Origin of the sequence: Geodermatophilus marinus (genome assembly GCF_003428645.1) — a bacterium.
Classification (GTDB): domain Bacteria; phylum Actinomycetota; class Actinomycetes; order Mycobacteriales; family Geodermatophilaceae; genus Geodermatophilus.
On record NZ_QVQH01000001.1, the window covers coordinates 168,405 to 190,332 of the forward strand.

Sequence of the window (21,928 nt, forward strand, 5' to 3'; positions counted from 1 at the left end):
GCTCCTGCCCGAGGGTAGGTGGGCACCTGCGCGCGCCGGACGGGCGCGCGGGGAGGAGGGCCCCATGGCCGCACCGACACTGCTCGACCGCGCCGCGGGACTGGCCGGCGCGGCGGGCGCCGAGCTGCTCCGCAGGCTCCAGCACGTGCGCCTGCCCGGTGCGGGCCAGGCGTCCACCACGGACGACCCGGGGACCGCCGCCCGGCGCTGGCGGGCCGTGACCGTGCTGCGCCCGCCGGCGGAGGTCGGCACCGGCGCGGACCTCCCGGCCCCGCTGGCCGCGCTGGGGGAGCGCGTCGAGGTGCGCGTGACCCCGGCGCCCGGTGACCGGGGCAGCGAACTGGCCGCCCGGTTCCGCGAGCCCGCGGGGGAGGAGGACCTCGGCCGGCTGCGCGCGGCGCTGCGCGAGGCCAAGCAGCTGCTGGAGGTCGGCGAGGTGCTGCGGGTGGACCCGCAACCGCACGGCCGGCGGGCGGGCACGCCGCAGGGCGCCGCGCTCGAGGGGGCCGCGGCCTCGGCCGGGAAGGAGGGCGTGCTGTGAGGGCCGCGACCTGGACGGGCGTCAACGAGGTCTCGGTCGAGACCGTGCCCGATCCGCAGATCCTCAACGACCACGACGTCATCCTGAGGGTGCGGCGCACCACCACCTGCGGTTCGGACCTGCACCTGATCGGCGGCTACATCCCCGCGATGCGGGCCGGCGACGTGCTCGGCCACGAGTTCATGGGCGAGGTCGTCGAGGTCGGCCGGGGTGTGCGGCACCGCCGGGTGGGCGACCGGGTCGTCGTCAACTCCTTCGTCGCCTGCGGCTCCTGCTGGTACTGCCGGCAGGAGCTGTACTCCCTGTGCGACAACGGCAACCCGAACCCCGGGATCACCGAGGGGCTGTGGGGGCAGAGCCCCGGCGGCTGCATCGGCTACTCGCACGCGATGGGCGGCTACGCCGGGAGCCACGCCGAGTACGTCCGGGTGCCCTACGCCGACGTCGGGGCGTTCGTCGTCCCGGACGAGGTCAGCGACGACCGGGCGCTGTTCGCCTCGGACGCGGTGTCCACCGGCTGGACCGGCGCCGACCTGGCCGGCACGAAGCCGGGGGACGTCGTCGCCGTCTGGGGCGCCGGCGGGGTCGGGCAGATGGCCGCCCGCGCCGCGATGCTGCTGGGCGCCGAGCGGGTCCTCGTGGTCGACCGCGTCCCCGAGCGGCTGGCCCAGGTCCGCGAGCACGTCGGTGCCGGGACGATCGACTACTCGCAGACCGACGTCCTCGCCGAGCTGCGGGAGGCGACCGGGGGCCGCGGGCCCGACGTCTGCATCGAGGCGGTCGGCATGGAGGCCCACAGCCCCGGCGTGCACGGCGTCTACGACCAGGTCAAGCAGCAGCTGCGGCTGCAGACCGGGCGGTCCAGCGCCGTCCGCGAGGCGGTGCTGGCCTGCCGCAAGGGCGGCAGCGTCTTCGTGCTGGGCGTCTTCGCCGGGCTGGTGGACAAGTTCCCGCTCGGCGCGGTGATGAACAAGGGCCTCACCCTGCGGGGCGCGCAGGTGCACGGCCAGCGCTACACCCCGCGGATCCTCGAGCACATGGCCCGCGGGGAGCTGGTGACCGAGCACCTGGCCACCCACGTCATGCCGCTGGAGGAGGCCCCGCGCGGCTACCAGCTGTTCAAGGACAAGGAGGACGGCTGCGTGCGCGCCGTCTTCACGCCCTGACACGGTCGGCCCGGCCCGGCGTGCACGGGCCGGGCTGAGCCGGGCGCGATCATGGAGTTCGCGCCGGCGCGGGCGGCGTGTCGTGCCGTGTCGCCCGCCACATCCCCGTGATCACCGTCGGGGGCCCGGGTCAGCCGCCGCGCCCGCGGTCTCCGGCGTCGGCGTCGCCCGGCCGGCCCACCGGCGGGGCGGTGGACGTCGGGGCCGCCGCGCCCGCCGCCTGGGTGGCCTGCGCCTCCTCGTCGGCCGCCGCGGGACGCCCCGCGGTCTGCCGGGCCGCCGCCTGCGCCTGGATGCCGGACTGGTCGCGCAGCGGCAGCTCGGGCAGGAACCACAGGACGAGGAAGCCGAGCGCCACCACGGCGGCCGCGACGAGCAGCACCAGGTCGATCGAGTCGGAGAAGCCGACCTCGAACGGCAGCGCGAGGGCCTGCGGCAGCTGCTGGATGAACGAGGTGTCGGACAGGTCCGCCGCACCCCCGCCGGCCAACAGCTCCTGCAGCCGGGGGCCCAGCGCCGGCTCGGCGCGGACGGCCTCGGTGACGGCGGCGTCGATGTCCTGCGGCAGCCGGGTGAACAGCAGCGACAGGAAGGCGGCCGTGCCGATGGTGCCGCCCATCTGGCGGAAGAAGGTCACCGACGACGTGGCCACCCCCATCTCGCGCGGCGAGACCGCGTTCTGGACGGCGAGCACCACCGGCTGCATGTTCATGCCGAGGCCGATCCCCAGCAGCGCCATGAGCGGCACCAGGCTCCAGTACGAGGCGTCGGCGTCCACGACGAACGACAGCGCGACGAGCGCGGTCGTCATGAGGACGGTGCCCACCAGCGGGAAGGCGCGGTACCGGCCGGTGCGCGAGATCGCCACGCCGGAGCTCATCGCCCCGGCCATGATCCCGGCCACCAGGGGCAGCATCTGCAGCCCCGCCGCGGTGGGGCTGGCCCCCTGCACGATCTGCAGGTACTGCGGCAGCAGGAGCAGGCCGCCGAACATCCCGGCGCCCATGACGACGCTGCCCATCCCGGCGACGGTGAAGCTGCGGTTGCGGAAGAGGCGCAGCGGCAGCAGCGCGTCCTCGCCGTAGCTCCGCTCGGCCAGCACGAAGGCCACCAGCCCGACGGCACCGAGGGCGTAGCAGGCCAGCGCCCCGGTCGACGCCCAGCCCCACGTGCGGCCCTGCTCGGCGACGACCAGCAGCGGCACGAGGCAGGTGACGAGCGCCAGCGCGCCGGGCCAGTCGATGCGGTGCTCGCGCCGCTCGTGCGGCAGGTGCAGGACCCGCACGACCACCGCGAAGGCCAGGACGCCCAGGGGGACGTTGACCCAGAAGATCCAGCGCCAGCCGTCGACGCCGAGCAGGGAGGACTGCCCGGCCAGGAAGCCGCCGACCACGGGGCCGAGCACGCTCGAGGTGCCCCAGACGGCCATGAAGTAGCCCTGGTACCTGGCCCGCTGCCGCGGTGGTACGAGGTCGCCGATGATCGCCAGCGCCAGGGACATCAGGCCGCCGGCCCCGATGCCCTGGACCGCGCGCCAGGCGGCGAGCTCGTACATGGACGTGGCGATGCCGCACAGCGCCGAGCCCAGGACGAAGACGGCGATCGCGAAGAGGTAGAACGGCCGCCGCCCGTAGATGTCGGACAGCTTGCCGTAGAGCGGCGTGCTGATCGTCGAGGTGATCAGGAAGGCCGTCGTCGCCCAGGCCTGGAGGTCGTAGCCCTGCAGGTCGTCGGCGATCGTGCGGATCGCGGTCGAGACGACCGTCTGGTCCAGCGCGGCCAGGAACATGCCCAGCATCAGGCCGGCGAGCACGGTGAGGATCTGGCGGTGGGTGAAGACGCCGTCCTGGCCGGGCGCGGCGGCCGCCGCGCGGGCGTCCCGCCGTTCGGCCGCGGTGGGTCGGGTGCTCGTGGTCACGGGGTCTCCCTCGGGCAGGGGACGGCGGGGTCGCCGGGGGGCAGGGAGGCGGCGATGTCGTCGAGCAGCCGGCCCAGCAGCCGGGTGAGGTCGGCGAGCTCCCCGGGAGGCCAGCCGGCGGTCACCCGGGCCAGGTGCGCCTCCCGCTCCGCGCGGACCGAGCGCAGCGCCTCCCGGCCGGCGTCGGTGACGACGAGGCGGCTGGCGCGCCCGTCGGTCTCGTCGGCGACGCGCTGGACCAGCCCCCGCTCGATGAGCGCGGCGACGTGCCGGCTGACGGTCGAGGGGTCGGCGTGCACCTGCTCGGCCAGGGCGCTCTGCCGCAGGGGGCCGAGGCGCTCCAGCGGGAAGAGCAGGACGAGGGCCGCGCGCTCGCGGCCGTCGGCGACCTGGGTGTTCTTCAGGGCGTGCACCAGGCGCACGAAGCGCGGCAACTGCTCGCCGAGGGTCCGCAGCTGCGCGGACCGGTCGGCGGTCACCGGCTCGGCGGGGGAGGACGGCACGGGGCGCTCCGGGGGTGAGGGGCAGGAACAGGTGCAGCCTACAACCGGTTGCAGGTAGCACGCATCGAGATGGTGTGCGCACGCACCTGTGCCGTCCGCCACGTCCGGCCCCGCCGCCCGGCGGTGGGATCCTGGGTGCCGGCGTCCCGGCCGGTGCGCCCGCCGCAACCCCCGGACCGCACCCCGAGCACCCGCCCCGAGGACGACGAGGAGCCCGCGTGACCACCCCGCCCGACGACCTGCGTGCGCGGCTGCCCGGGCTCACCCTCGAGGACGAGCACCGCCTGGGCCGCCGGCTCGACGGCACCCGCCGGACCCGGGACGCCGAGGCCCGCGCGCGGCAGCGGGCCCGCGTCGCCGCGGACGTCGCGGCCGCCGAGGAGCGCATCGCCCGCCGCCGGGCCGCCGTCCCGGCCGTCATCCGCTACCCCGACGAGCTCCCGGTCAGCGCGCGCCGCGACGACATCGCCGCGGCGCTGCGCGAGCACCAGGTGGTCGTGGTCGCCGGGGAGACCGGGTCGGGGAAGACGACCCAGCTGCCGAAGATCGCCCTCGAGCTGGGCCGGGGGGTCCGTGGCCGGATCGGGCACACCCAGCCCCGCCGGATCGCCGCCCGCACCGTGGCCGAACGGGTCGCCGAGGAGCTCGGCACGCCGCTGGGCGAGGCGGTCGGCTGGAAGGTCCGCTTCACCGACCAGGTGGGCGACGCCACCCTGGTCAAGGTCATGACCGACGGCGTGCTGCTCAACGAGATCGGCCGGGACCGGCTGCTGCGCCAGTACGACACGCTGATCATCGACGAGGCGCACGAGCGCAGCCTCACCATCGACTTCCTGCTCGGCTACCTGGCCCGGCTGCTGCCCCGCCGTCCCGACCTCAAGGTCGTCATCACCTCCGCGACCATCGACGTCGACCGGATCGCCGGTCACTTCGGCGGCGAGGGCGCCCGGGTCCCGGTGGTGGAGGTCAGCGGGCGCACGTACCCGGTCGAGGTCCGCTACCGGCCGGTGGTCGACCCCGACGACCCGGACTCCGACCCCGACCGCGACGAGGTCACCGCGATCGGCGACGCGGTCGAGGAGCTCGTCGCCGAGGGCCCGGGCGACGTGCTGGTCTTCCTGGCCGGCGAGCGCGAGATCCGCGACACCGCCGACGCCCTCACCGACCGCTTCCCCGGCGTGGAGGTGCTGCCGCTCTACTCGCGGCTGTCGACCGCCGACCAGCACCGGGTGTTCGCCCCGCACACCGGGCGGCGGGTCGTGCTGGCCACCAACGTGGCCGAGACCTCCCTGACCGTGCCCGGCATCCGCTACGTCGTCGACACCGGTGTCGCCCGCATCTCCCGCTACAGCGCGCGGCTGAAGGTGCAGCGGCTGCCCATCGAGCCGGTCAGCCAGGCCTCGGCCCGCCAGCGCTCGGGCCGCTGCGGGCGCACCAGCGAGGGCATCGCGATCCGCCTCTACGCCGAGGAGGACTTCGAGAGCCGGCCCGAGTACACCGACCCGGAGATCCTCCGCACCAGCCTGGCGTCGGTGCTGCTGCAGATGGCCGCGCTGGAGCTCGGCGACATCGCCGACTTCCCGTTCATCGACCCGCCGGACCGCCGCGCGGTCGCCGACGGCCGGGCGCTGCTCGAGGAGCTCGGCGCGCTCGACGCGGAGGGTCGGCTCACGGCCACCGGCCGGGCCCTGGCCGCGCTGCCGCTGGACCCCCGCATGGCCCGCATGGTGGTCGAGGCCGACCGCCGCGGCGTCCTGGAGGAGGTGCTGGTGATCGCCGCCGGGCTGACCATCCAGGACCCCCGCGAGCGGCCGGGCGAGCACCAGCAGGCCGCCGACCAGGCGCACGCCCGGTTCGCCGACGAGAACTCCGACTTCCTGGCCCTGCTCAACCTGTGGCGGTACCTCGGCGAGCAGCAGGAGGCCCTGTCGGGCAGCCAGTTCCGCCGGACCACCAAGCGCGAGTTCCTGCACTACCTGCGGATCCGCGAGTGGCAGGACCTGCACGGCCAGCTGCGCAGCACCGCCCGGCGGCTCGGCATGTCCGTCGGGCAGCTCGCGGCCGAGCCCGACGAGCGCGGCATCCACACCGCGCTGCTGGCCGGCCTGCTCTCGCACGTCGGCGTCCAGGTCGAGGACACCCGCGGTGACCGCCGGCGCGGCAGCCGGGAGTACCTGGGCGCCCGCAACGCCCGCTTCGTCATCGCCCCCGGGACGCCCCTGGCGCGCAAGCCGCCCCGCTGGGTGGTCGCCGCCGAGCTGGTCGAGACCAGCCGGCTGTTCGCCCGCACCGTCGCGCGGGTCGACCCGGAGGTCGTGGAGCGGCTGGCCGACCACCTCGTGAAGCGGCAGTACTCCGAGCCGCGGTGGGACGCCGGGCGCGGCTCGGTCGTGGCCACCGAGCGGGTCACCCTGTACGGCATCCCGCTGGTCGTCGGCCGCCGGGTGCAGTACGGCTCCATCGACCCGGTGGTCTCGCGGGAGCTGTTCATCCGGCACGCCCTGGTCCAGGGCGAGTGGACGACGCACCACCGCTTCTGGCACGACAACCAGCGCGCGATGCAGCAGGTCGCCGAGCTGGAGGAGCGCGCCCGCCGCCGCGACATCCGGGTGGACGACGAGACGCTGTTCGAGCTCTACGACGCGCGGATCCCGGCCGACGTCGTCTCCACCCGGCACTTCGACAAGTGGTGGAAGCGCGCCCGCCACGAGCAGCCGGACCTGCTCACCCTCACCCCGGAGGTGCTCACCGACGCCGCGGCCGCGGGGCAGGTGCGGGCCGAGGACTTCCCCGACCGGGTGCCGCTGACGCAGGGGCTGACCCTGCCGCTGTCCTACGCGTTCGCCCCCGGGGCGCCGCAGGACGGCGTCACCGTCGACGTCCCGCTCGCCGTGCTCGACGCAGTCGCCGAGCGGACGTCGGGGGAGTCGCTGGCCTTCACCGTCCCGGGCCTGCGCGAGGACCTCGTCACCGCGCTGCTGCGCACGCTGCCCAAGCAGCTGCGCCGCGCGCTGGTGCCGATCCCCGACCGGGTGCGGGAGGTGCTGCCCCGCATCGAGCCCACCGAGCCGCTCCTGCCGGCCCTGGAGCGGGAGCTGCGCCGCGCGGCCGGCGTGGTCGTCCCGGCCGACGCCTGGCGGCCGGCCGAGGTGCCCGACCACCTGCGGGCCACCTTCCGCGTCCTCGACGACCGGCACCGCGAGCTGGCCACCGGCAAGGACCTGCAGGCCCTCCGGGCGCAGGTCGCGCCGCAGGCCCGCGCCGGCCTGGCCGCGGCGGCCTCCGACGTCGAGCGCACGGGGCAGACCAGCTGGACGTTCGGCACCCTGCCCCGCACCGTCGAGGTGCGCCGCGGCGGCCACGTCGTGACCGCCTACCCGGCGCTGGTCGACGAGGGGACGACGGTCGGGCTGCGCGTGGTCGCCACCGAGGCCGAGGCCACCCGGCTCTCCTGGCGCGGTGCCCGGAGGCTGCTGGTGCTGGCGGCCGGCTCACCGGCGGCGCGGGTGGTGAAGGGCCTCGGCCCGCGGACCCGGCTGGCGCTGCAGTTCAACCCCGACGGCGAGATCCCGGCCCTGGTCGACGACTGCGTGGACGCCGCCGCCGACGAGCTGGTGGCCGGCGCGGGTGGCCCCCCGCGGGACGAGGCCGCCTTCGCGGCGCTGCTGCAGACCGCCCGCGAGCGGCTGCAGCCGCTCACGGTGGACACCGTGCAGCGGGTCGAGGCGGTGCTGACCCGGGCCCGCGACGTCGCGGTGGCCATCGGCGCCGCACCCGGCCGGCGGGTGCCCGAGGCCGCGGTCGCCGACCTGCGCCGGCAGATGGGCGGCCTGCTGCACCGGGGGTTCGTCGCCGCCACCGGCCGGCGGCGGCTGCCCGACGTCGTCCGCTACCTCTCGGCGATGCTGCACCGGCTGGAGAAGCTGCCGGCCAACGCCGTCCGCGACGAGCTGTGGATGCAGCAGGTCGCGGCGGTCACGGCCGAGTACGAGCAGCTGCGCCGGGAGCTGCCGCCCAGCGGCGCGCCCGACGACCCGGTCACCCGGGTGCGGTGGATGGTGGAGGAGCTGCGGGTGAGCCTGTTCGCCCAGTCGATCGGCACCCCGCGGCCGGTCTCGGAGCAGCGGGTCTACAAGGCCATCGACGCGATCGGCGCCTGAGCCGCCCCGGTGCGCCGGGTCAGGCGCCCGTCGGCTCGGCGGGGCGCTCGCGCAGCAGCGCGGAGATCCGCTGCCGGGTCACCCCGTAGAGGGCGGCGATCCGGTTGATGCTCACCTGCTCGGCCTGCAGTGCGTGGGCCTGCTCGCGCCGCCAGGCGCCGCCCGCGGTGGCGAGGGTGCCCATCACCGAGCTGATCCGCTCCACGACCAGGGGGCGCTCCTCGGCGCTGACGATCTCCAGCCAGGACCGACCGGTCTCCCGCTGGGCGAGCAGCTGCTCGGCGCGCCGGCGGGCCTCCACGAGCTGGTCGCCGCACTCGCCGAGCGCGGTGACCAGCGTGCGCAGCGCCTCGGCGGCCGCGTCGCGGTTGACGAGATCATCGCGTGGGTCGACGGACACATCGCCTCCTCGGGTCGCGATCCGGTTGCACACTACACGATTTCACGGGCGTTGCATGCAACAGGTGTGACATGCAACGGTCGTTGCACACCGTCGGTCGGTGTGGTTCCGTTGCGCCCGACGGGATGGCGTGCCGTAGACCGGCGCGGGCCCCGTCCCGGACGATCGGGGACCGATGACCACCCTCACCGCTGCCGTGGACCTGCCACCGGTGCCGCGCAGCGTGCCCGCCGCCCGGCACGCCCTCCGGGAGCTGCTGGCCGCCTGGGACGCCCCCCAGGACCGCGACGACGCCGCCCTCCTGGTGACCGAGCTGGTCTCGAACGTCGTCGACCACGTCGCGGGCGAGGCGGTGATCCGGCTGGAGCTCGAGTACTCCGACGGCTGGCTGCGCGTCGCCGTGGTCGACGGGTCCGCGGTCCGGCCGGTGGTCCGCGAGCTCGACACCGGCCGCCCCCGCGGCCGGGGGATGCTGCTGGTGCAGCTCGTCGCCGACCGGTGGGGGGCCGAGGACCACGAGGGCGGCAAGCGGGTCTGGTTCGACCTCGGCCCGCCGGCGGCCTGAGCCGGGTTTGCGGACGGCGGCGCGCGGGGAGGCCCCGGGGGCGAGTCCGACCCGATCCGAGGAGTGGGGATGAGCGAGCCGAACGGCCGCAACGAGAACGCGGGCGAGGGCCTCTCCGACGAGGAGATGGTGCGCACCGTGGCCGAGCAGACCGACAGCACGTCCGAGCACGCCGACGTGGCGGGCAAGGACTGGGACGGCGACCCGAGCGCCGCCCCCGACCCGAACAGCTGACCCGCGGGGGCGGCGCCGGCCCGGTGCCGCCCCCGTCACCCGTGCCGGAGGGAGGGGGCGTGCCGACCGCACCCGGCCGCGCTGCCCGACCCGACGTGCTCCGCCCGGCGCGGGCCCTCGCCCGGTGGTCGCTCCGGCACGGCCTGCCCGCCGCGCACCTGCGCCGCGCCGCCCGCCGCGGGGACCCGGTCGCCCGGCTGCTGCGGGACCCCGCCGTGCGCGCGGACCCGCGGGCCGTGCACGAGCAGGTGCGCTCGCGCGGGCCGCTGGCCGACAGCGCCCTCGGCCCGGTCACCGCCGCGCACGCCGTCGCCGCCGAGGTGCTGCGCTCCGACCGCTTCGGGGTGGGGTTCGACTGGTCGCGGCTGCCCCGGCCGGCCCGCCGGCTGCTGGCCTTCGGCGACGACCCGGCGGTCACCGGTGTCGCCGAGCCGCCGTCCATGCTCGTGGTGGACCCGCCGGACCACACGCGCTACCGCCGCCTCGTCAGCGGCGCGTTCACCCCGCGGGCGGTGGCCGCCGCCGAGGACCGCGTGCGGCGCACCGCCGACCGGCTGCTGGACCGGCTCGAGGCCGAGGCCCGCCGAGGCGGCGACGTCGACCTCGTCGCCGCCTACGCCGCCCCCCTCCCCGTCCTGGTCATCGCCGACCTGCTCGCCGTCCCGGCCGACCGCGTCGACGACTTCCTCCACTGGGGCGCCGCCGCGGCCGCCACCCTCGACCCCGGGCTCCCCCCGCGCCGCTTCCTCGCCGGGGACCGGGCGCTGCGGGAGCTGCACGGCTTCCTCGAGGCCCACTTCGAGCGGCTCCGCCGGGACCCCGGCGACGACCTGGTCAGCTCCCTGGTGGCCGCCCGCGACGCGGACGCGCTCACCGACCGCGAGCTGCACGCCATCGCGATGCTGCTGCTCGGCGCCGGGTTCGAGACCACGGTCAACCTGCTCGGCAACGCCGTCGTCCTCCTCGACGCCCACCGCGACCAGTGGGAGGGGCTGGCGGCCGAGCCGGAGCGCTGGCCCGACGCGGTGGAGGAGGTGCTGCGCCACGACAGCCCGGTGCAGATCACCGGCCGCACGGCCCGGGTGGAGACCGAGCTGGCCGGTCGCCGGCTGCAGCCCGGTGACCGCGTCACGGTGCTGCTCGGCGCGGCCAACCGGGACCCCGCGGTGTTCGCCGACCCCGACCGCTTCGACGTCACCCGGGCCGACGCCCGCGCGCACCTGGCCTTCTCCGCCGGCCCGCACTACTGCGTGGGGGCGGGGCTGGCCCGGCTGGAGGGCGTCGTCGGCCTGCGCGCCCTCACCGAGCGGTTCCCCGGGCTGCGGGTGGCCGGCCGGCCCGAACGCCGCGACCTCGTCACGCTGCGCGGGGTGGAGCACCTGCCGGTGCGGCTGCGCTGAGACTGAGCCCTCGGGGCCGCGCGCGACCCGTCCCGGGCGCGGTCGCCGTCCCGCCCCGCGGGAGGGGGGGTTGGCGGAGCGGCCCGCGGTCGGAAATAGTGATCGCGGTCTCCCGCCCGACGGAAAGTGAGCGCATGAGCATCCTCGGTACCCGCGTGGTCCGCACGGAGGACCCGCTGTTCCTCACGCGTGGTGCGACCTACACCGACGACCTGGTCGACGACCGGCTCACCGGTGCCCTGCACGTGACCTTCGTCCGCTCCCAGGTGGCGCACGGCCGGCTCCTGTCGGTCGACACCTCCGCCGCCCGCGAGGCGCCCGGCGTCGTGGCCGTCTACACGGCCGAGGACTGCGCGGACCTCGCCCCGATACCCGCCGGCCTGCCGATGGTCCCGCCGGCCATGCAGCGGCCCTGGCTGGCCCAGGGCAAGGTGCGCTTCGTCGGCGACATCGTCGCCGTCGTGCTCACCGAGGAGCGCTACCAGGGCGAGGACGCCGCCGAGCTGGTCTCGGTCGACATCGACCCGCTGCCCGCGGTGGTCACCACCGCCGACGCCGCGGCCGGCGAGGTCCTGCTCTTCGAGGACGCCGGCACGAACGTCATGGCCACCTTCGGTGAGCCGGCCCCGGCCGACTTCTTCTCCGGCTGCGAGGTCGTGGTGGAGCAGCGCATGGTCAACCAGCGGGTCGCCCCCGTGCCGCTGGAGACCCGCGCCGCCGCCGCCGCGTGGGGCGACGACGGCCGGGTCACCATCTGGTGCACCAACCAGGGCGCGCAGCAGGCCAAGGGCGAGATCGCCGGCTGGCTCGGGATGGACCCGGCCCGGGTCCACCTGATCACCCCGGACGTCGGCGGCGGCTTCGGCGCGAAGATCGGCGCCGACCCCGAGTACGCCTTCACGGCCTGGCTGGCCCAGCGCGCCGGGCGGCCGGTCCGCTGGACGGAGAACCGCTCCGAGAACCTGGTCGGCATGCTGCACGGCCGCGGCCAGGACCAGACGGTCCGGATCGGCGGCCGCCGCGACGGCACCATCGAGGCCTACAGCATCGCCGTCGACCAGGACGGCGGCGCCTACCCGAGGGTCGGGATCATCCTGCCGACGCTCACCATGCTCATGGCCGCGGCGACCTACGCCTTCCCCAAGGTGCACGCCCACGGCCGGGCGCTGGCCACCAACACCACCTCCATCGGGGCCTACCGGGGGGCGGGCCGCCCCGAGGCGACCGCCGCCGTCGAGCGGGCGATCGACCTGTTCGCCGCCGAGATCGGCATGGACCCCGCCGAGGTCCGCCGGAAGAACCTGGTCCCGTCCTTCTCGGAGCCGCACACCACCCCGTCGGGGGCGACGTACGACTCCGGCGAGTACACCGCGGCCCTGGAGAAGGCGCTGGAGGCGGCCGGGTACGACGAGCTGCGGGCCGAGCAGGCCCGCCGCCGGGAGCGCGGGGAGGCGCGGCAGCTCGGCATCGGCCTGTCGACCTACGTCGAGATCACCGGGGCCGACACCGGCCTGGGTTCGGCCGAGTCCGCCGAGCTGGAGGTGCACGCGGACGGGACGGCGACCGTGCTGACCGGCACCTCGCCGCACGGCCAGGGGCACGCCACGGCGTGGGCGATGCTGGCCAGCGACCAGACCGGCATCCCGGTCGAGAAGATCACCGTGCTGCACGGCGACACCGACCGCATCCCCCGGGGTGGCGGGACGATGGGCTCGCGCAGCCTGCAGCAGGGCGGCGCCGCGGTGCACCAGGCCGCCGTCGAGCTGGTCGCGCTGGCCAAGCAGCGGGCCGCCGAGCGGCTGGAGGTGGATGCCGCCGACCTCGAGCTGGACCTGGCCGGCGCGGGGCTCGCCGTGCGCGGCACGCCCGGCGCCGGGGTCACCCTCGCCGAGCTCGCCGCCGACGAGCCGCTGCTGGTGCAGACCCGCTTCGAGGCGGCCGCGCCGACGTTCCCGTTCGGCGCGCACGTGGCCGTGGTCGAGGTCGACGTGGAGTCCGGCAAGGCCGAGCTGCAGCGGCTGGTCGCCGTCGACGACGCCGGCACCATCGTCAACCCGCTGCTGGCCGAGGGGCAGCGGCACGGCGGCTACGCGCAGGGGGTCGCGCAGGCGCTGCTCGAGGAGGTCCTCTACGACGCCGACGGCAACCCGCAGACCTCCACCCTGGCCGACTACCCGTTCGTCTCGGCGACCGAGCTGCCGAGCTTCGAGCTGGTGGACATGGCCACGCCCACGCCCATCAACCCGCTGGGCGCCAAGGGCATCGGGGAGGCGGGCACGATCGGCTCCACGCCCGCCGTCCACAACGCCGTCATCGACGCCGTCGCGCACCTCGGCGTCCGGCACATCGACATGCCCACCACGCCGATGAAGGTGTGGCGGGCGATCCAGCAGGCCCAGCAGGGAGGCAGCAACGCATGAAGGTCTCGATGACCGTCAACGGTCAGCAGCACACCGACGACGTGGAGCCGCGGTTGCTGCTGGCGCACTACCTGCGCGACGTCCTGGGGCTCAAGGCCACCAACATCGGCTGCGACACGACCTCGTGCGGGGCCTGCACGGTGATCGTCGACGGCCTGTCGGTGAAGTCGTGCACCGTGCTGGCGGCCCAGGCCGACGGCTCGCAGGTCACCACGCTCGAGGGCCTCGCCGGCCCGGACGGCGAGCTGCACCCGATGCAGAAGGCGTTCCGCGAGGAGCACGGGCTGCAGTGCGGGTTCTGCACGCCCGGCATGGTGATGGCGGCGATCGGCGTCCTCGCCGACAACCCCGACCCCAGCGACCGCGAGGTCCGGGAGGGGCTGGAGGGCAACCTCTGCCGGTGCACCGGCTACCACAACATCGTCCGCGCGGTGCGGTCCGCGGCCCAGGCCGGCCCCGCGGCCGGTCAGGTGCCGCAGGACCAGGAGGTGGCCCGGTGATTCCCGGGGCGTTCGAGTACGTGCGGCCGGGCACGGTCGAGGAGGCCGTCGCGGCCCTCGTCGAGCACGGCGACGACGCCAAGCTCATCGCCGGCGGGCACTCGCTGCTCCCGCTGATGAAGCTGCGGCTGGCCATGCCCGCGGTGCTGGTCGACATCAGCCGGATCCCCGACCTGTCCTACGTGCGGGTCGAGGGGGACGAGGTGGCCATCGGCGCGGGCACCCGGCACTTCGAGCTCGAGAAGGACGACGTCGCCCGGGCCGAGGTGCCGATCCTGCCGTACGCCGCCAGCCAGGTCGGCGACCCGCAGGTGCGCCACCGCGGCACGCTCGGCGGCACGGTGGCGCACAGCGACCCGGCGTCCGACCTGCCCACGGCGCTGCTCGCGCTCGGGGGCAGCGTCGTCGTCCAGGGGCCGGGGGGCCGCCGGAGCATCCCGATGACGGAGTTCTGGCTCGGCTTCTACGAGACCGCGCTGGCCGAGGACGAGGTCGTCGTCGAGGTGCGCGTGCCGCGCACCGGCTCGGCCGGCTGGGCCTACGAGAAGTTCACCCGGCGGGCCAACGACTGGCCGATCGTCGCCGTGGCCGCCGTCGAGGGCCGCGTCGCGCTGGCCAACATGGCCGGGGCCGTGGTGCGGGCCACCGCCACCGAGGAGGCGCTGGCCCGCGGCGCGTCGATCGCGGAGGCGGCCGGGCTGGCCGACGAGGGCACCAGCCCGTCGTCGGACATGCACGCCGACCCGGAGTACCGCCGGCACCTGGCCCGGCTGCTCACCCGGCGGGCGCTGGAGAAGGCGTCCGGCGCGGGAGCCGCCGCGGCCTGAGAAAGGACCCCCTGCCCCCCACCGCTCGCACGCTCGCGGCGGGACCCTGCAGGGGGCCGCGACGCCGCCGGGACCGCGAGGTCCCGGCGGCGTCGATCATCAGCCGGCCGGGGTGAGCATCCCCGCGCCGACGGTGGCGTTCGTGGCCTCGTCGACCAGGATGAACCGCCCCGTCGCCCGGTTGCGGGTGTAGTCGTCGACGAACAGCGGCTGGGTGGTGCGCAGCCGCACCCGGCCGATGTCGTTGAGCCCGAGCTCGGTGGCGTCGAGGTCGCGGTGCAGGGTGTTCACGTCCAGCCGGTAGGCGAGGTCCTTGACCATGGCGCGCACCGTGCGGGTCGTGTGCTTGACCGCCAGGCGCTGGCGCGGCCGCAGCGGCTGGTCGGTCATCCAGCAGACCAGCGCGTCGAGGTCCTGGGTGGTCTCGGGCCGGTTGCCGGGCCGGCAGACCAGGTCGCCGCGGGAGACGTCGAGGTCGTCGGTGAGCCGGAGCGTCACCGACATCGGCGGGAAGGCCTCGTCGAGCGGGCCGCGCGGCCCGTCGATCCCGGCGATCGTGGTGGTCAGCCCGCTGGGCAGCACCACCACCTCGTCGCCGGTGCGCAGCACGCCGCTGGCCACGGTGCCGGCGTAGCCGCGGTAGTCGTGGAACGCGTCGGACTGCGGGCGGACGACGTACTGCACCGGGAACCGCGCGTCGGTCAGGTTGCGGTCGCTCGCCACGTGCACGTGCTCGAGGTGGTGCAGCAGCGTCGGGCCCTGGTACCAGGGCGTGCGGTCCGAGTGGCTGACGACGTTGTCGCCGTGCAGCGCCGAGATCGGCACGACCGTCAGGTCGGGGACGTCGAGCTTGGCGGCGAAGGCGCTGAACTCGTCGCGGATGCCCTCGTAGACCTCCTCCGACCAGTCGACGAGGTCCATCTTGTTGACCGCGACGACCAGGTGCGGCACCCGCAGCAGGGAGGCGAGGAAGGCGTGCCGGCGGCTCTGCTCCACCATGCGCTTGCGGGCGTCGACGAGCACGATCGCGAGGTCGGCGGTCGAGGCGCCGGTGACCATGTTGCGCGTGTACTGCACGTGGCCCGGGGTGTCGGCCAGGATGAACGTCCGCCGCGGGGTGGCGAAGTAGCGGTAGGCCACGTCGATGGTGATCCCCTGCTCCCGCTCCGCCCGCAGGCCGTCGGTGAGCAGCGCGAGGTCGACGTAGTCGCCCTTGCTGGCGCGGGCGACCGCCTCGTACTGGTCCTCGAAGATCGCCTTGCTGTCGAACAGCAGCCGGCCGATGAGCGTGCTCTTGCCGTCGTCCACCGAGCCGGCGGTGGCGATCCGCAGGATGTCCTTGCGGGCGGTGGCCAGCTCGGCGGCGTGCTCGGCGGCGGCCGAGTGGACGTCGACGGGGGCGGTGGTGCTCTCTCCGGGAGCCATCAGAAGTAGCCCTCCTTCTTCCGGTCCTCCATCGCGGCGTCGCTCACCTTGTCGTCACCCCGGGTGGCGCCGCGCTCGGTCATGCGGGTCACCGCGATCTCGGCGATGACCTCCTCCACCGTGGTCGCCTCCGACCGCACCGCGGCGGTCAGGTTGGCGTCGCCCACGGTCCGGTAGCGCACCACGGCCCGGGAGGTCCGCTCGCCCTCGCGCGGCCGGACGAACTGGTTGACCGCGTAGAGCATCCCCTGACGGTCGACGACCTCCCGCTCCTGGGCCAGGTACAGCGGCGGGATGGCGATCTGCTCGCGGGCGATGTACTGCCAGATGTCCAGCTCGGTCCAGTTCGACAGCGGGAACACCCGGAGGGACTCCCCGAGGTGGATCCGGCCGTTGTAGAGGTCCCAGAGCTCCGGGCGCTGGTTCTTGGGGTCCCACTGGCCGAACTCGTCGCGGAAGGAGAACACCCGCTCCTTGGCGCGCGCCTTGTCCTCGTCGCGGCGGGCGCCGCCGAACAGCGCGGTGAACCCGTGCTCCTCCACGGCGTCGAGCAGCACCGGCGTCTGGATGCGGTTGCGCGACCCGTTGGGCTCCTCGCGCACCGTGCCGGCGGCGATCGCGTCGGGCACCGAGGCGACGACGAGCTCCACGCCGAGCTCGGCGACCCGCTTGTCGCGGAACTCGAGCACGTCGTCGAAGTTCAGCCCGGTGTCGACGTGCATGACCGGGAAGGGGATCCGGGCCGGGGCGAAGGCCTTGCGGGCCAGCTCCAGCATCACGATGGAGTCCTTGCCGCCGGAGAACAGCAGCACCGGCCGCTCCGACTCGGCGGCGACCTCGCGGATCACGTGGATGGACTCGGCTTCCAGGGTCTCCAGCTGGGAGAGCCGGTAGTCGGGAGTGGTCACGGCACGGTCTCCGGAGATCGGGGCGCACGGGCGGGGGACGAGCGGGCGGGGCTCGAACCAGCACCAACCGCACCGGTTCGGTCGGGATTCCCGTCCAGTGTCCGCCATCGGCTCACCCGGGGGGACGTGACCCCTCTCGCACCGCGGCCAGCAGCCGGTCCGCGAGCTCGGGGCGGCACACCAGGAGGTCGGGCAGCCAGGGATCGGGCTCGTTGTAGCGCAGCGGCGAGCCGTCCAGCCGGACGGCGGTCAGCCCGGCGGCCCGGGCGACGGCGACGGGGGCGGCGGAGTCCCACTGGTACATGCCGCCGTCGTGCACGTAGGCGTCGACCTCGCCGCGGACGACCGCGGTCACCTTGTAACCGGCCGACCCGAGGGGGACCAGCTCGGCGTCCAGCGCGGCCGCGGCCGGTCCGGCCTGCGCCGGGGGGCGGGTGCGGCTCACCGCCACCCGCAGCCGCCGCCCCTCGGCGGGCGGGACGGCGGGCGGCGGGTCGGTCATCAGCACCTCCTCGAGCGCGGGCAGGGCGACGGCGGCCGCGGTCAGGTCCCCCGCCGACCACAGCGCCACGTGCACCGCCCAGTCGGCCCGCTCGGGGTCGCCGTACTCCCGGGTGCCGTCCAGGGGGTCGACGATCCAGACCCGGTCGGCGGCCAGGCGCCGGCGGTCGTCGGGGGCCTCCTCGCTGAACACCACGTCGTCGGGCCGGCGGTCGGCCAGCACCCGGGTGACGGCCCGCTGGGCGGCGGCGTCCCCCGCGTCGCCCAGGGCCCGACCGGTGAGCCCGCCGTCCCGCAGCCCCACCAGCGCCTCCGCGGCGGCCCGCGCCGCCGCCGCGGCGACCGCGACGTCGGTCACTCCCCGTCCCCGGGCACGCCCGTCGCGTCGGTGGGGCGCCGGGGCGGTGCGTGCCGCCCGCGGGCGTCGGTGATGGCCCCGAAGTAGTCGGCGTGCCGGTCGGCGCGGGGCATGACGAACACCCCGCGGGCGGCGACGAGCGGCTCGTCGGGCGCGGCCTCGGCCGCGATGCTCCCGCCGAGGTCCACCCGCCGGCCGGACGCCGCCGTCACCGCGGCCCGCAGCACCAGCGGGGTGTCCAGCGGCACGGGACGCCGGTACTCGAGCTCCAGCCGGGCGGTCATGCCCCACAGCCCGGCCGCGATCGCCGCCGAGCCGAGCAGCTGGTCGGCCAGCAGCGCGCTCACCCCGCCGTGCACGTACCCGGGCGGACCCTCGAAGGCCGGGCCGAGGGTCGCCCGGCCGAGCACACCACCGTCGGTGCGCCGGAAGCGCACCGGTGGCGCCAGGGCGCTGCCCACGCCGGACACCGGGTTGTAGACCCGGCGGAACACGACCGGGTCGTCCAGCGCGGGCAGCTGCGTCACCGGCCGCTGCGCCGCCGCCAGCCGCCCGGTGAGCTCCCGCACCGCCGTGGCGGTCGCCCGCAGGTCGCCCGCCGGCACGGTGGTCCGCACCGAGGCGTCGACCAGCCCGCGCAGGGCGGTGCCCAGCTCGGTCACCGCGGCCATGAGCTCGCTGTCGTACGGCTGCCCGTCGTCGGTCTGCACGACCGGACGGTAGCCAGCTCAGCCCTGCGGCCCCGGGCCGGGGGACGGCGGCGCCTGCTGCGGCGGGGGGCCCGAGCGCGGCAGCCGCACCGTGAACACGGCGCCGGCCCCGGGCGCCGTCCGCAGGTCCACCGTGCCGCCGTGCGCGGCGACCAGCGCGGAGACGATCGCCAGCCCCAGACCGGTGCCGCCCTGCGCGCGGGCGCGGGAGGGATCGGCGCGGTAGAACCGCTCGAACACCCGGGCGGCGTGCTCGGGGGCCATCCCGGGGCCCTCGTCGGCGACCCGGAGGACGACGAACCCGCCGTCCTCGTCGTCGGACCCGTGGCCGCCGTCCCCGTCGCCCGGCTCGTCGGTGATCGTGACGGTGAGCGCCGCGGTGGTCGGCGTGTGCACGAGCGCGTTGGTGACCAGGTTGCCGACCACCTGGCGCAGCCGGGCCTCGTCCCCCAGCACGACGGGCAGCTCGGAGAGGCCCCCGTCGAGGTGCAGGGCGACCGGCCGCTCCGGCTGGACCGCGCGGGCGTCGTGGACGGCGTCCCCCGCGACCTCGGCGAGGTCGACCGGCGCGATGGACAGCGGCCGCTGCTGGTCCAGCCGGGCCAGCTGCAGGAGGTCCTCGACGAGCACGCCCATGCGGGCGCCCTCGGACTCGATGCGGGCCATGAGCCGGCGGGTCTCCTCGGGGCTGCCCACGGCACCCTGCCGGTAGAGCTCGGCGAACCCGCGGATCGAGGTGAGCGGGGTGCGCAGCTCGTGGCTGGCGTCGGCGACGAACCGGCGCATCCGCGCCTCCGAGGACCGGGCCTGCTCCTCGGAGGCCTGCTGGGCCCGGAACGAGGCCTCGATGCGCCCGAGCATGCCGTTGAGGGCCAGCGACAGCCGGCCCACCTCGGTGCGCTCGTCGCCGACGGGCACCCGCTGCGAGAGGTCCCCGGCGGCGATGGCCCGCGCGGTGCGCTCCACCTCGGACAGCGGGCGGAGGCTGTTGCGGACGAGCACGTACCCGGCCGTGGCGAGGACGGCCAGGACGATCAGCCCGACGACGACCTCGATGGCCACCAGGCGGCCGATGACCTGGTCGTCGGACTCGAAGCCGCTGGCCACGACCGCGGTGTTCCCGTTCCCGGCATCCTCGCTGAGCGCCCGCCAGAGCCGGCCGTCGTCCGACCGGACGGTGACCGGGTGGCCGATGCCGGCCCGCACCAGCTCGGCGTCCCGCCCCGAGAACCGGAGGCCCTCCGCCTCGAGGGGGAGGGAGAGCACGGAGCTGCCGCCGTCCGGGGTCAGGCAGGCGACGTAGTACGTGCTGATCTGCGGGCCACCGCCGCGGGGCCATGGGAGGCCCTCCGCGCAGGCCTGGTCGAACCAGGGCTCCCGCTCGTAGCGCGCCAGCGTGGCCTGGAGCTGCTGGTCCTGCTGCCCGACGATGTAGCGCTTGAGCAGCGAGGTGGCGGCGATCCCCGTGGCCGTGAGCGCGATGACCACCAGACCCATGAGCAGCGCCACGAGCGTGACGCGCAACGGGAAGCGCGGTGCCCGCCCGTCGGATCGGGCGGGCACCGCGCCGGTGCCCGGTGGCGGCCGGTCGGTCACGCGCCCCGCGGCAGCCGCAGGGTGTAGCCGACGCCCCGGATCGTGTGCAGGAGCCGCGGCTCGGTGGTGTCGACCTTGCGCCGCAGGTAGGAGATGTAGGACTCGACCACGTTCGCCTCACCGTTGAAGTCGTAGTTCCAGACGTGGTCCAGGATCTGCGCTTTCGACAGCACGCGCCCGGCGTTGGCCATCAGGTAGCGCAGCAGCTTGAACTCGGTCGGCGACAGGCTGATGACCTCGCCGGCCTTGACCACCTCGTGGCTCTCCTCGTCGAGCTCGATGTCGGCGAAGGTGAGCTTCGGGGACGCGTCGGCGCGCTGCTGGCCGCCGGTGCGCCGCAGCACCGCCCGGATGCGGGCCAGCACCTCGTCCAGGCTGAAGGGCTTGGTGACGTAGTCGTCCCCACCGAGGGTCAGGCCGGAGACCTTGTCCTCGGCGGCGTCGCGCGCGGTGAGGAAGAGGACGGGCGTGTGGCGGCCGGTCTCCCGCAGCCGGCGGACGACGCCGAAGCCGTCGAGCCCGGGCATCATCACGTCGAGCACGAGCAGGTCGGGTCGGAAGGACGCCGCCATCGACAGCGCCTGCTGGCCGTCGGCCGCGGTGGCCACCTCGAACCCGGCGTAGCGGAGGCTGGCGGAGAGCAGCTCGCGGATGTTCGGCTCGTCGTCGACCACGAGGAGGCGGGCCTCCGGGGTCGAGCTCCTGCCGGTGCCGGTCACAGCACCTCCCGTCGCGCGCGTCGCCGTCGTCATGCCCCGAGGGTGCGCCGGGGGACTGGGCCCGCCCTGGACGGTACCTGTGAGCTGCCTGTGCGCCGTGCCGCGCGGGGCGGGGGCGGACGGCGTCAGCCGGCCGGGGCCATGGCGCGGCCGCGGCGCCAGTACCCGATGGCGTGGTGCTGGGCGCGGCCCAGGCCCCACCGGCCGCGCAGGTCGGCGCGGACGGCGCGGACGGTCGCCGACTCGGCGGCCACCCACGCGAACAGGTCCTCGCCCTCGGGCCGCTCGAGCGCTGCGACGGCGTCGACCAGCAGCGTCCCCTCCCCGGGCGGGCTGGCCCCCCGGTGCAGCCAGCGGACGTCCACGCCGGCCGGGTGGACCAGCGCCTGCTCCTCGTCGGCGCCGGCCACCTCCACGAGGGCCACGCCGCGGGTCCCCGCGGGTGCCGCGGCGAGGATCCGGCCGATCGCCGGCAGCGCGGTCTCGTCACCGGCCAGGAGCAGCCACCCGGCCGGCCGGTCGCCGAGCGGACCCGCGCCCGCGACGCCCAGCAGGGCACCCGGGACCGCGGCCGCGGCCCAGGTGGCGGCCGGGCCGTCCCCGTGCAGGACGAAGTCGATCTCCACCTCACCGCGGGCCGGGTCCTGCCGGCGGGCGGTGTAGCTGCGCAGGCTGACCCCGTGGCGCCCCTGGGGCCAGACGATCCGCCCGTCCCGGGCGACCGCCGGCCACCGCGGCGCCGGGTCGCCGACCTCGGGGACGAGCAGGTTGACCGTCGGGCCGGCCGCGGCCACGGCCTCCGCCGTGCCGGAGAGGACCACCCGGCGGACCGTCGGGGTGACGCCGGCGACCGAGACGACGGTCAGCACGTCGACCGGACGGGTGGCGTCGGGGGCGGTCACGGCCAGTCAGCCTAAACGGGCCGACCCGGCCGACCCCGGGGGAATGGAGTCGACCGGGCCGGCGATCGAGGACGGGGAGACGTCACCGTGAGTAGTCACTCAACCGCCGCTCAGCAGCGACGATGTCGACGACGTCCCCGTCGCCCTCCACGCTACGTGACCGCGGCGGATCTGC

Annotated in this window: 19 protein-coding genes; 9 read left to right on the plus strand and 10 right to left on the minus strand. The window is 75.8% G+C overall.

Annotated features, from left to right (window positions below; all coding sequences use genetic code 11):
* The first annotated feature begins 64 nt into the window (after positions 1-64).
* Complete coding sequence (locus D0Z06_RS00835) at positions 65-541, plus strand: hypothetical protein (protein WP_117375486.1); 477 nt, start codon at positions 65-67, stop codon at positions 539-541.
* Complete coding sequence (locus D0Z06_RS00840) at positions 538-1,707, plus strand: zinc-dependent alcohol dehydrogenase (RefSeq protein WP_117375487.1); 1,170 nt, start codon at positions 538-540, stop codon at positions 1,705-1,707. The genes D0Z06_RS00835 and D0Z06_RS00840 overlap by 4 nt, the downstream gene beginning before the upstream one ends.
* 130 nt (positions 1,708-1,837) lie before the next feature.
* Here the strand turns inward: D0Z06_RS00840 and D0Z06_RS00845 are convergent, their stop codons facing one another.
* Both D0Z06_RS00845 and D0Z06_RS00850 read right to left on the minus strand, forming a co-directional pair.
* Positions 1,838-3,625 carry an MDR family MFS transporter gene (locus tag D0Z06_RS00845; protein ID WP_117375488.1) on the minus strand — a complete coding sequence of 596 codons (1,788 nt, stop codon included), beginning with the start codon at positions 3,623-3,625 and terminating at the stop codon, positions 1,838-1,840.
* Complete coding sequence (locus D0Z06_RS00850; RefSeq protein WP_233517369.1) at positions 3,622-4,128, minus strand: MarR family winged helix-turn-helix transcriptional regulator; 507 nt, start codon at positions 4,126-4,128, stop codon at positions 3,622-3,624. Before D0Z06_RS00850 ends, D0Z06_RS00845 begins: the two co-directional genes overlap by 4 nt.
* 218 nt (positions 4,129-4,346) lie before the next feature.
* Here D0Z06_RS00850 and hrpA point away from each other — a divergent pair, with 218 nt between their 5' ends.
* Positions 4,347-8,288 carry an ATP-dependent RNA helicase HrpA gene (gene hrpA, locus D0Z06_RS00855; protein ID WP_117375489.1) on the plus strand — a complete coding sequence of 1,314 codons (3,942 nt, stop codon included), beginning with the start codon at positions 4,347-4,349 and terminating at the stop codon, positions 8,286-8,288.
* 19 nt (positions 8,289-8,307) lie between these two features.
* Here hrpA and D0Z06_RS00860 read toward each other — a convergent pair whose 3' ends face one another.
* Positions 8,308-8,688 carry a hypothetical protein gene (locus tag D0Z06_RS00860; protein WP_117375490.1) on the minus strand — a complete coding sequence of 127 codons (381 nt, stop codon included), beginning with the start codon at positions 8,686-8,688 and terminating at the stop codon, positions 8,308-8,310.
* A gap of 175 nt (positions 8,689-8,863) precedes the next feature.
* Between D0Z06_RS00860 and D0Z06_RS00865 the strand changes: the two genes are divergently transcribed.
* The 6 genes from D0Z06_RS00865 (at position 8,864) to D0Z06_RS00885 (ending at position 14,634) form a co-directional block, all read left to right on the plus strand.
* Complete coding sequence (locus D0Z06_RS00865; protein WP_117375491.1) at positions 8,864-9,253, plus strand: ATP-binding protein; 390 nt, start codon at positions 8,864-8,866, stop codon at positions 9,251-9,253.
* Between the two features lie 69 nt (positions 9,254-9,322).
* Positions 9,323-9,487: a hypothetical protein gene (locus D0Z06_RS25615; protein WP_199522051.1), complete on the plus strand. Its 165-nt coding sequence runs from the start codon at positions 9,323-9,325 to the stop codon at positions 9,485-9,487.
* A 59-nt stretch (positions 9,488-9,546) separates the two neighbouring features.
* Positions 9,547-10,887, plus strand: a complete 1,341-nt coding sequence (locus tag D0Z06_RS00870; protein WP_117375492.1) for a cytochrome P450 — start codon at positions 9,547-9,549, stop codon at positions 10,885-10,887.
* A gap of 134 nt (positions 10,888-11,021) precedes the next feature.
* Complete coding sequence (locus tag D0Z06_RS00875) at positions 11,022-13,307, plus strand: xanthine dehydrogenase family protein molybdopterin-binding subunit (RefSeq protein WP_117375493.1); 2,286 nt, start codon at positions 11,022-11,024, stop codon at positions 13,305-13,307.
* Positions 13,304-13,807, plus strand: coding sequence for a (2Fe-2S)-binding protein (locus tag D0Z06_RS00880; RefSeq protein WP_117375494.1), 504 nt, complete (start codon positions 13,304-13,306; stop codon positions 13,805-13,807). The genes D0Z06_RS00875 and D0Z06_RS00880 overlap by 4 nt, the downstream gene beginning before the upstream one ends.
* A complete protein-coding gene (locus tag D0Z06_RS00885; RefSeq protein WP_117375495.1) occupies positions 13,804-14,634 on the plus strand; it encodes an FAD binding domain-containing protein in 831 nt (276 codons plus the stop codon). The genes D0Z06_RS00880 and D0Z06_RS00885 overlap by 4 nt, the downstream gene beginning before the upstream one ends.
* Before the next feature lie 99 nt (positions 14,635-14,733).
* Here the strand turns inward: D0Z06_RS00885 and D0Z06_RS00890 are convergent, their stop codons facing one another.
* From D0Z06_RS00890 to D0Z06_RS00920, 7 genes are all read right to left on the minus strand, one after another.
* Positions 14,734-16,059, minus strand: coding sequence for a sulfate adenylyltransferase subunit 1 (locus D0Z06_RS00890; RefSeq protein WP_117375496.1), 1,326 nt, complete (start codon positions 16,057-16,059; stop codon positions 14,734-14,736).
* Entirely contained in the window at positions 16,059-17,075 is a 1,017-nt protein-coding gene (cysD, locus tag D0Z06_RS00895; protein WP_255419322.1) for a sulfate adenylyltransferase subunit CysD, read from the minus strand. Before cysD ends, D0Z06_RS00890 begins: the two co-directional genes overlap by 1 nt.
* 4 nt (positions 17,076-17,079) lie before the next feature.
* Positions 17,080-17,826: an inositol monophosphatase family protein gene (locus tag D0Z06_RS00900; protein ID WP_117375498.1), complete on the minus strand. Its 747-nt coding sequence runs from the start codon at positions 17,824-17,826 to the stop codon at positions 17,080-17,082.
* Complete coding sequence (locus tag D0Z06_RS00905) at positions 17,823-18,536, minus strand: PaaI family thioesterase (protein ID WP_233517370.1); 714 nt, start codon at positions 18,534-18,536, stop codon at positions 17,823-17,825. The genes D0Z06_RS00900 and D0Z06_RS00905 overlap by 4 nt, the downstream gene beginning before the upstream one ends.
* A gap of 18 nt (positions 18,537-18,554) precedes the next feature.
* Positions 18,555-20,060 carry a sensor histidine kinase gene (locus D0Z06_RS00910; RefSeq protein WP_233517371.1) on the minus strand — a complete coding sequence of 502 codons (1,506 nt, stop codon included), beginning with the start codon at positions 20,058-20,060 and terminating at the stop codon, positions 18,555-18,557.
* Between the two features lie 68 nt (positions 20,061-20,128).
* Positions 20,129-20,884, minus strand: a complete 756-nt coding sequence (locus D0Z06_RS00915) for a response regulator transcription factor (RefSeq protein WP_117375499.1) — start codon at positions 20,882-20,884, stop codon at positions 20,129-20,131.
* A 92-nt stretch (positions 20,885-20,976) separates the two neighbouring features.
* Positions 20,977-21,753, minus strand: a complete 777-nt coding sequence (locus D0Z06_RS00920) for a siderophore-interacting protein (protein ID WP_233517372.1) — start codon at positions 21,751-21,753, stop codon at positions 20,977-20,979.
* Between the last annotated feature and the right edge of the window lie 175 nt (positions 21,754-21,928).

Excerpts from the sequence above, each read along its gene's own strand:
- D0Z06_RS00835 (WP_117375486.1), top strand. The coding sequence starts at position 65 with ATGGCCGCACCGACACTGCTCGACCGCGCCGCGGGACTGGCCGGCGCG.
- D0Z06_RS00865 (WP_117375491.1), top strand. The coding sequence starts at position 8,864 with ATGACCACCCTCACCGCTGCCGTGGACCTGCCACCGGTGCCGCGCAGC.
- D0Z06_RS25615 (WP_199522051.1), top strand. The coding sequence starts at position 9,323 with ATGAGCGAGCCGAACGGCCGCAACGAGAACGCGGGCGAGGGCCTCTCC.
- D0Z06_RS00875 (WP_117375493.1), top strand. The coding sequence starts at position 11,022 with ATGAGCATCCTCGGTACCCGCGTGGTCCGCACGGAGGACCCGCTGTTC.
- D0Z06_RS00880 (WP_117375494.1), top strand. The coding sequence starts at position 13,304 with ATGAAGGTCTCGATGACCGTCAACGGTCAGCAGCACACCGACGACGTG.
- D0Z06_RS00890 (WP_117375496.1), bottom strand. The coding sequence starts at position 16,059 with ATGGCTCCCGGAGAGAGCACCACCGCCCCCGTCGACGTCCACTCGGCC.
- cysD (WP_255419322.1), bottom strand. The coding sequence starts at position 17,075 with ATGGCGGACACTGGACGGGAATCCCGACCGAACCGGTGCGGTTGGTGC.
- D0Z06_RS00915 (WP_117375499.1), bottom strand. The coding sequence starts at position 20,884 with ATGACGACGGCGACGCGCGCGACGGGAGGTGCTGTGACCGGCACCGGC.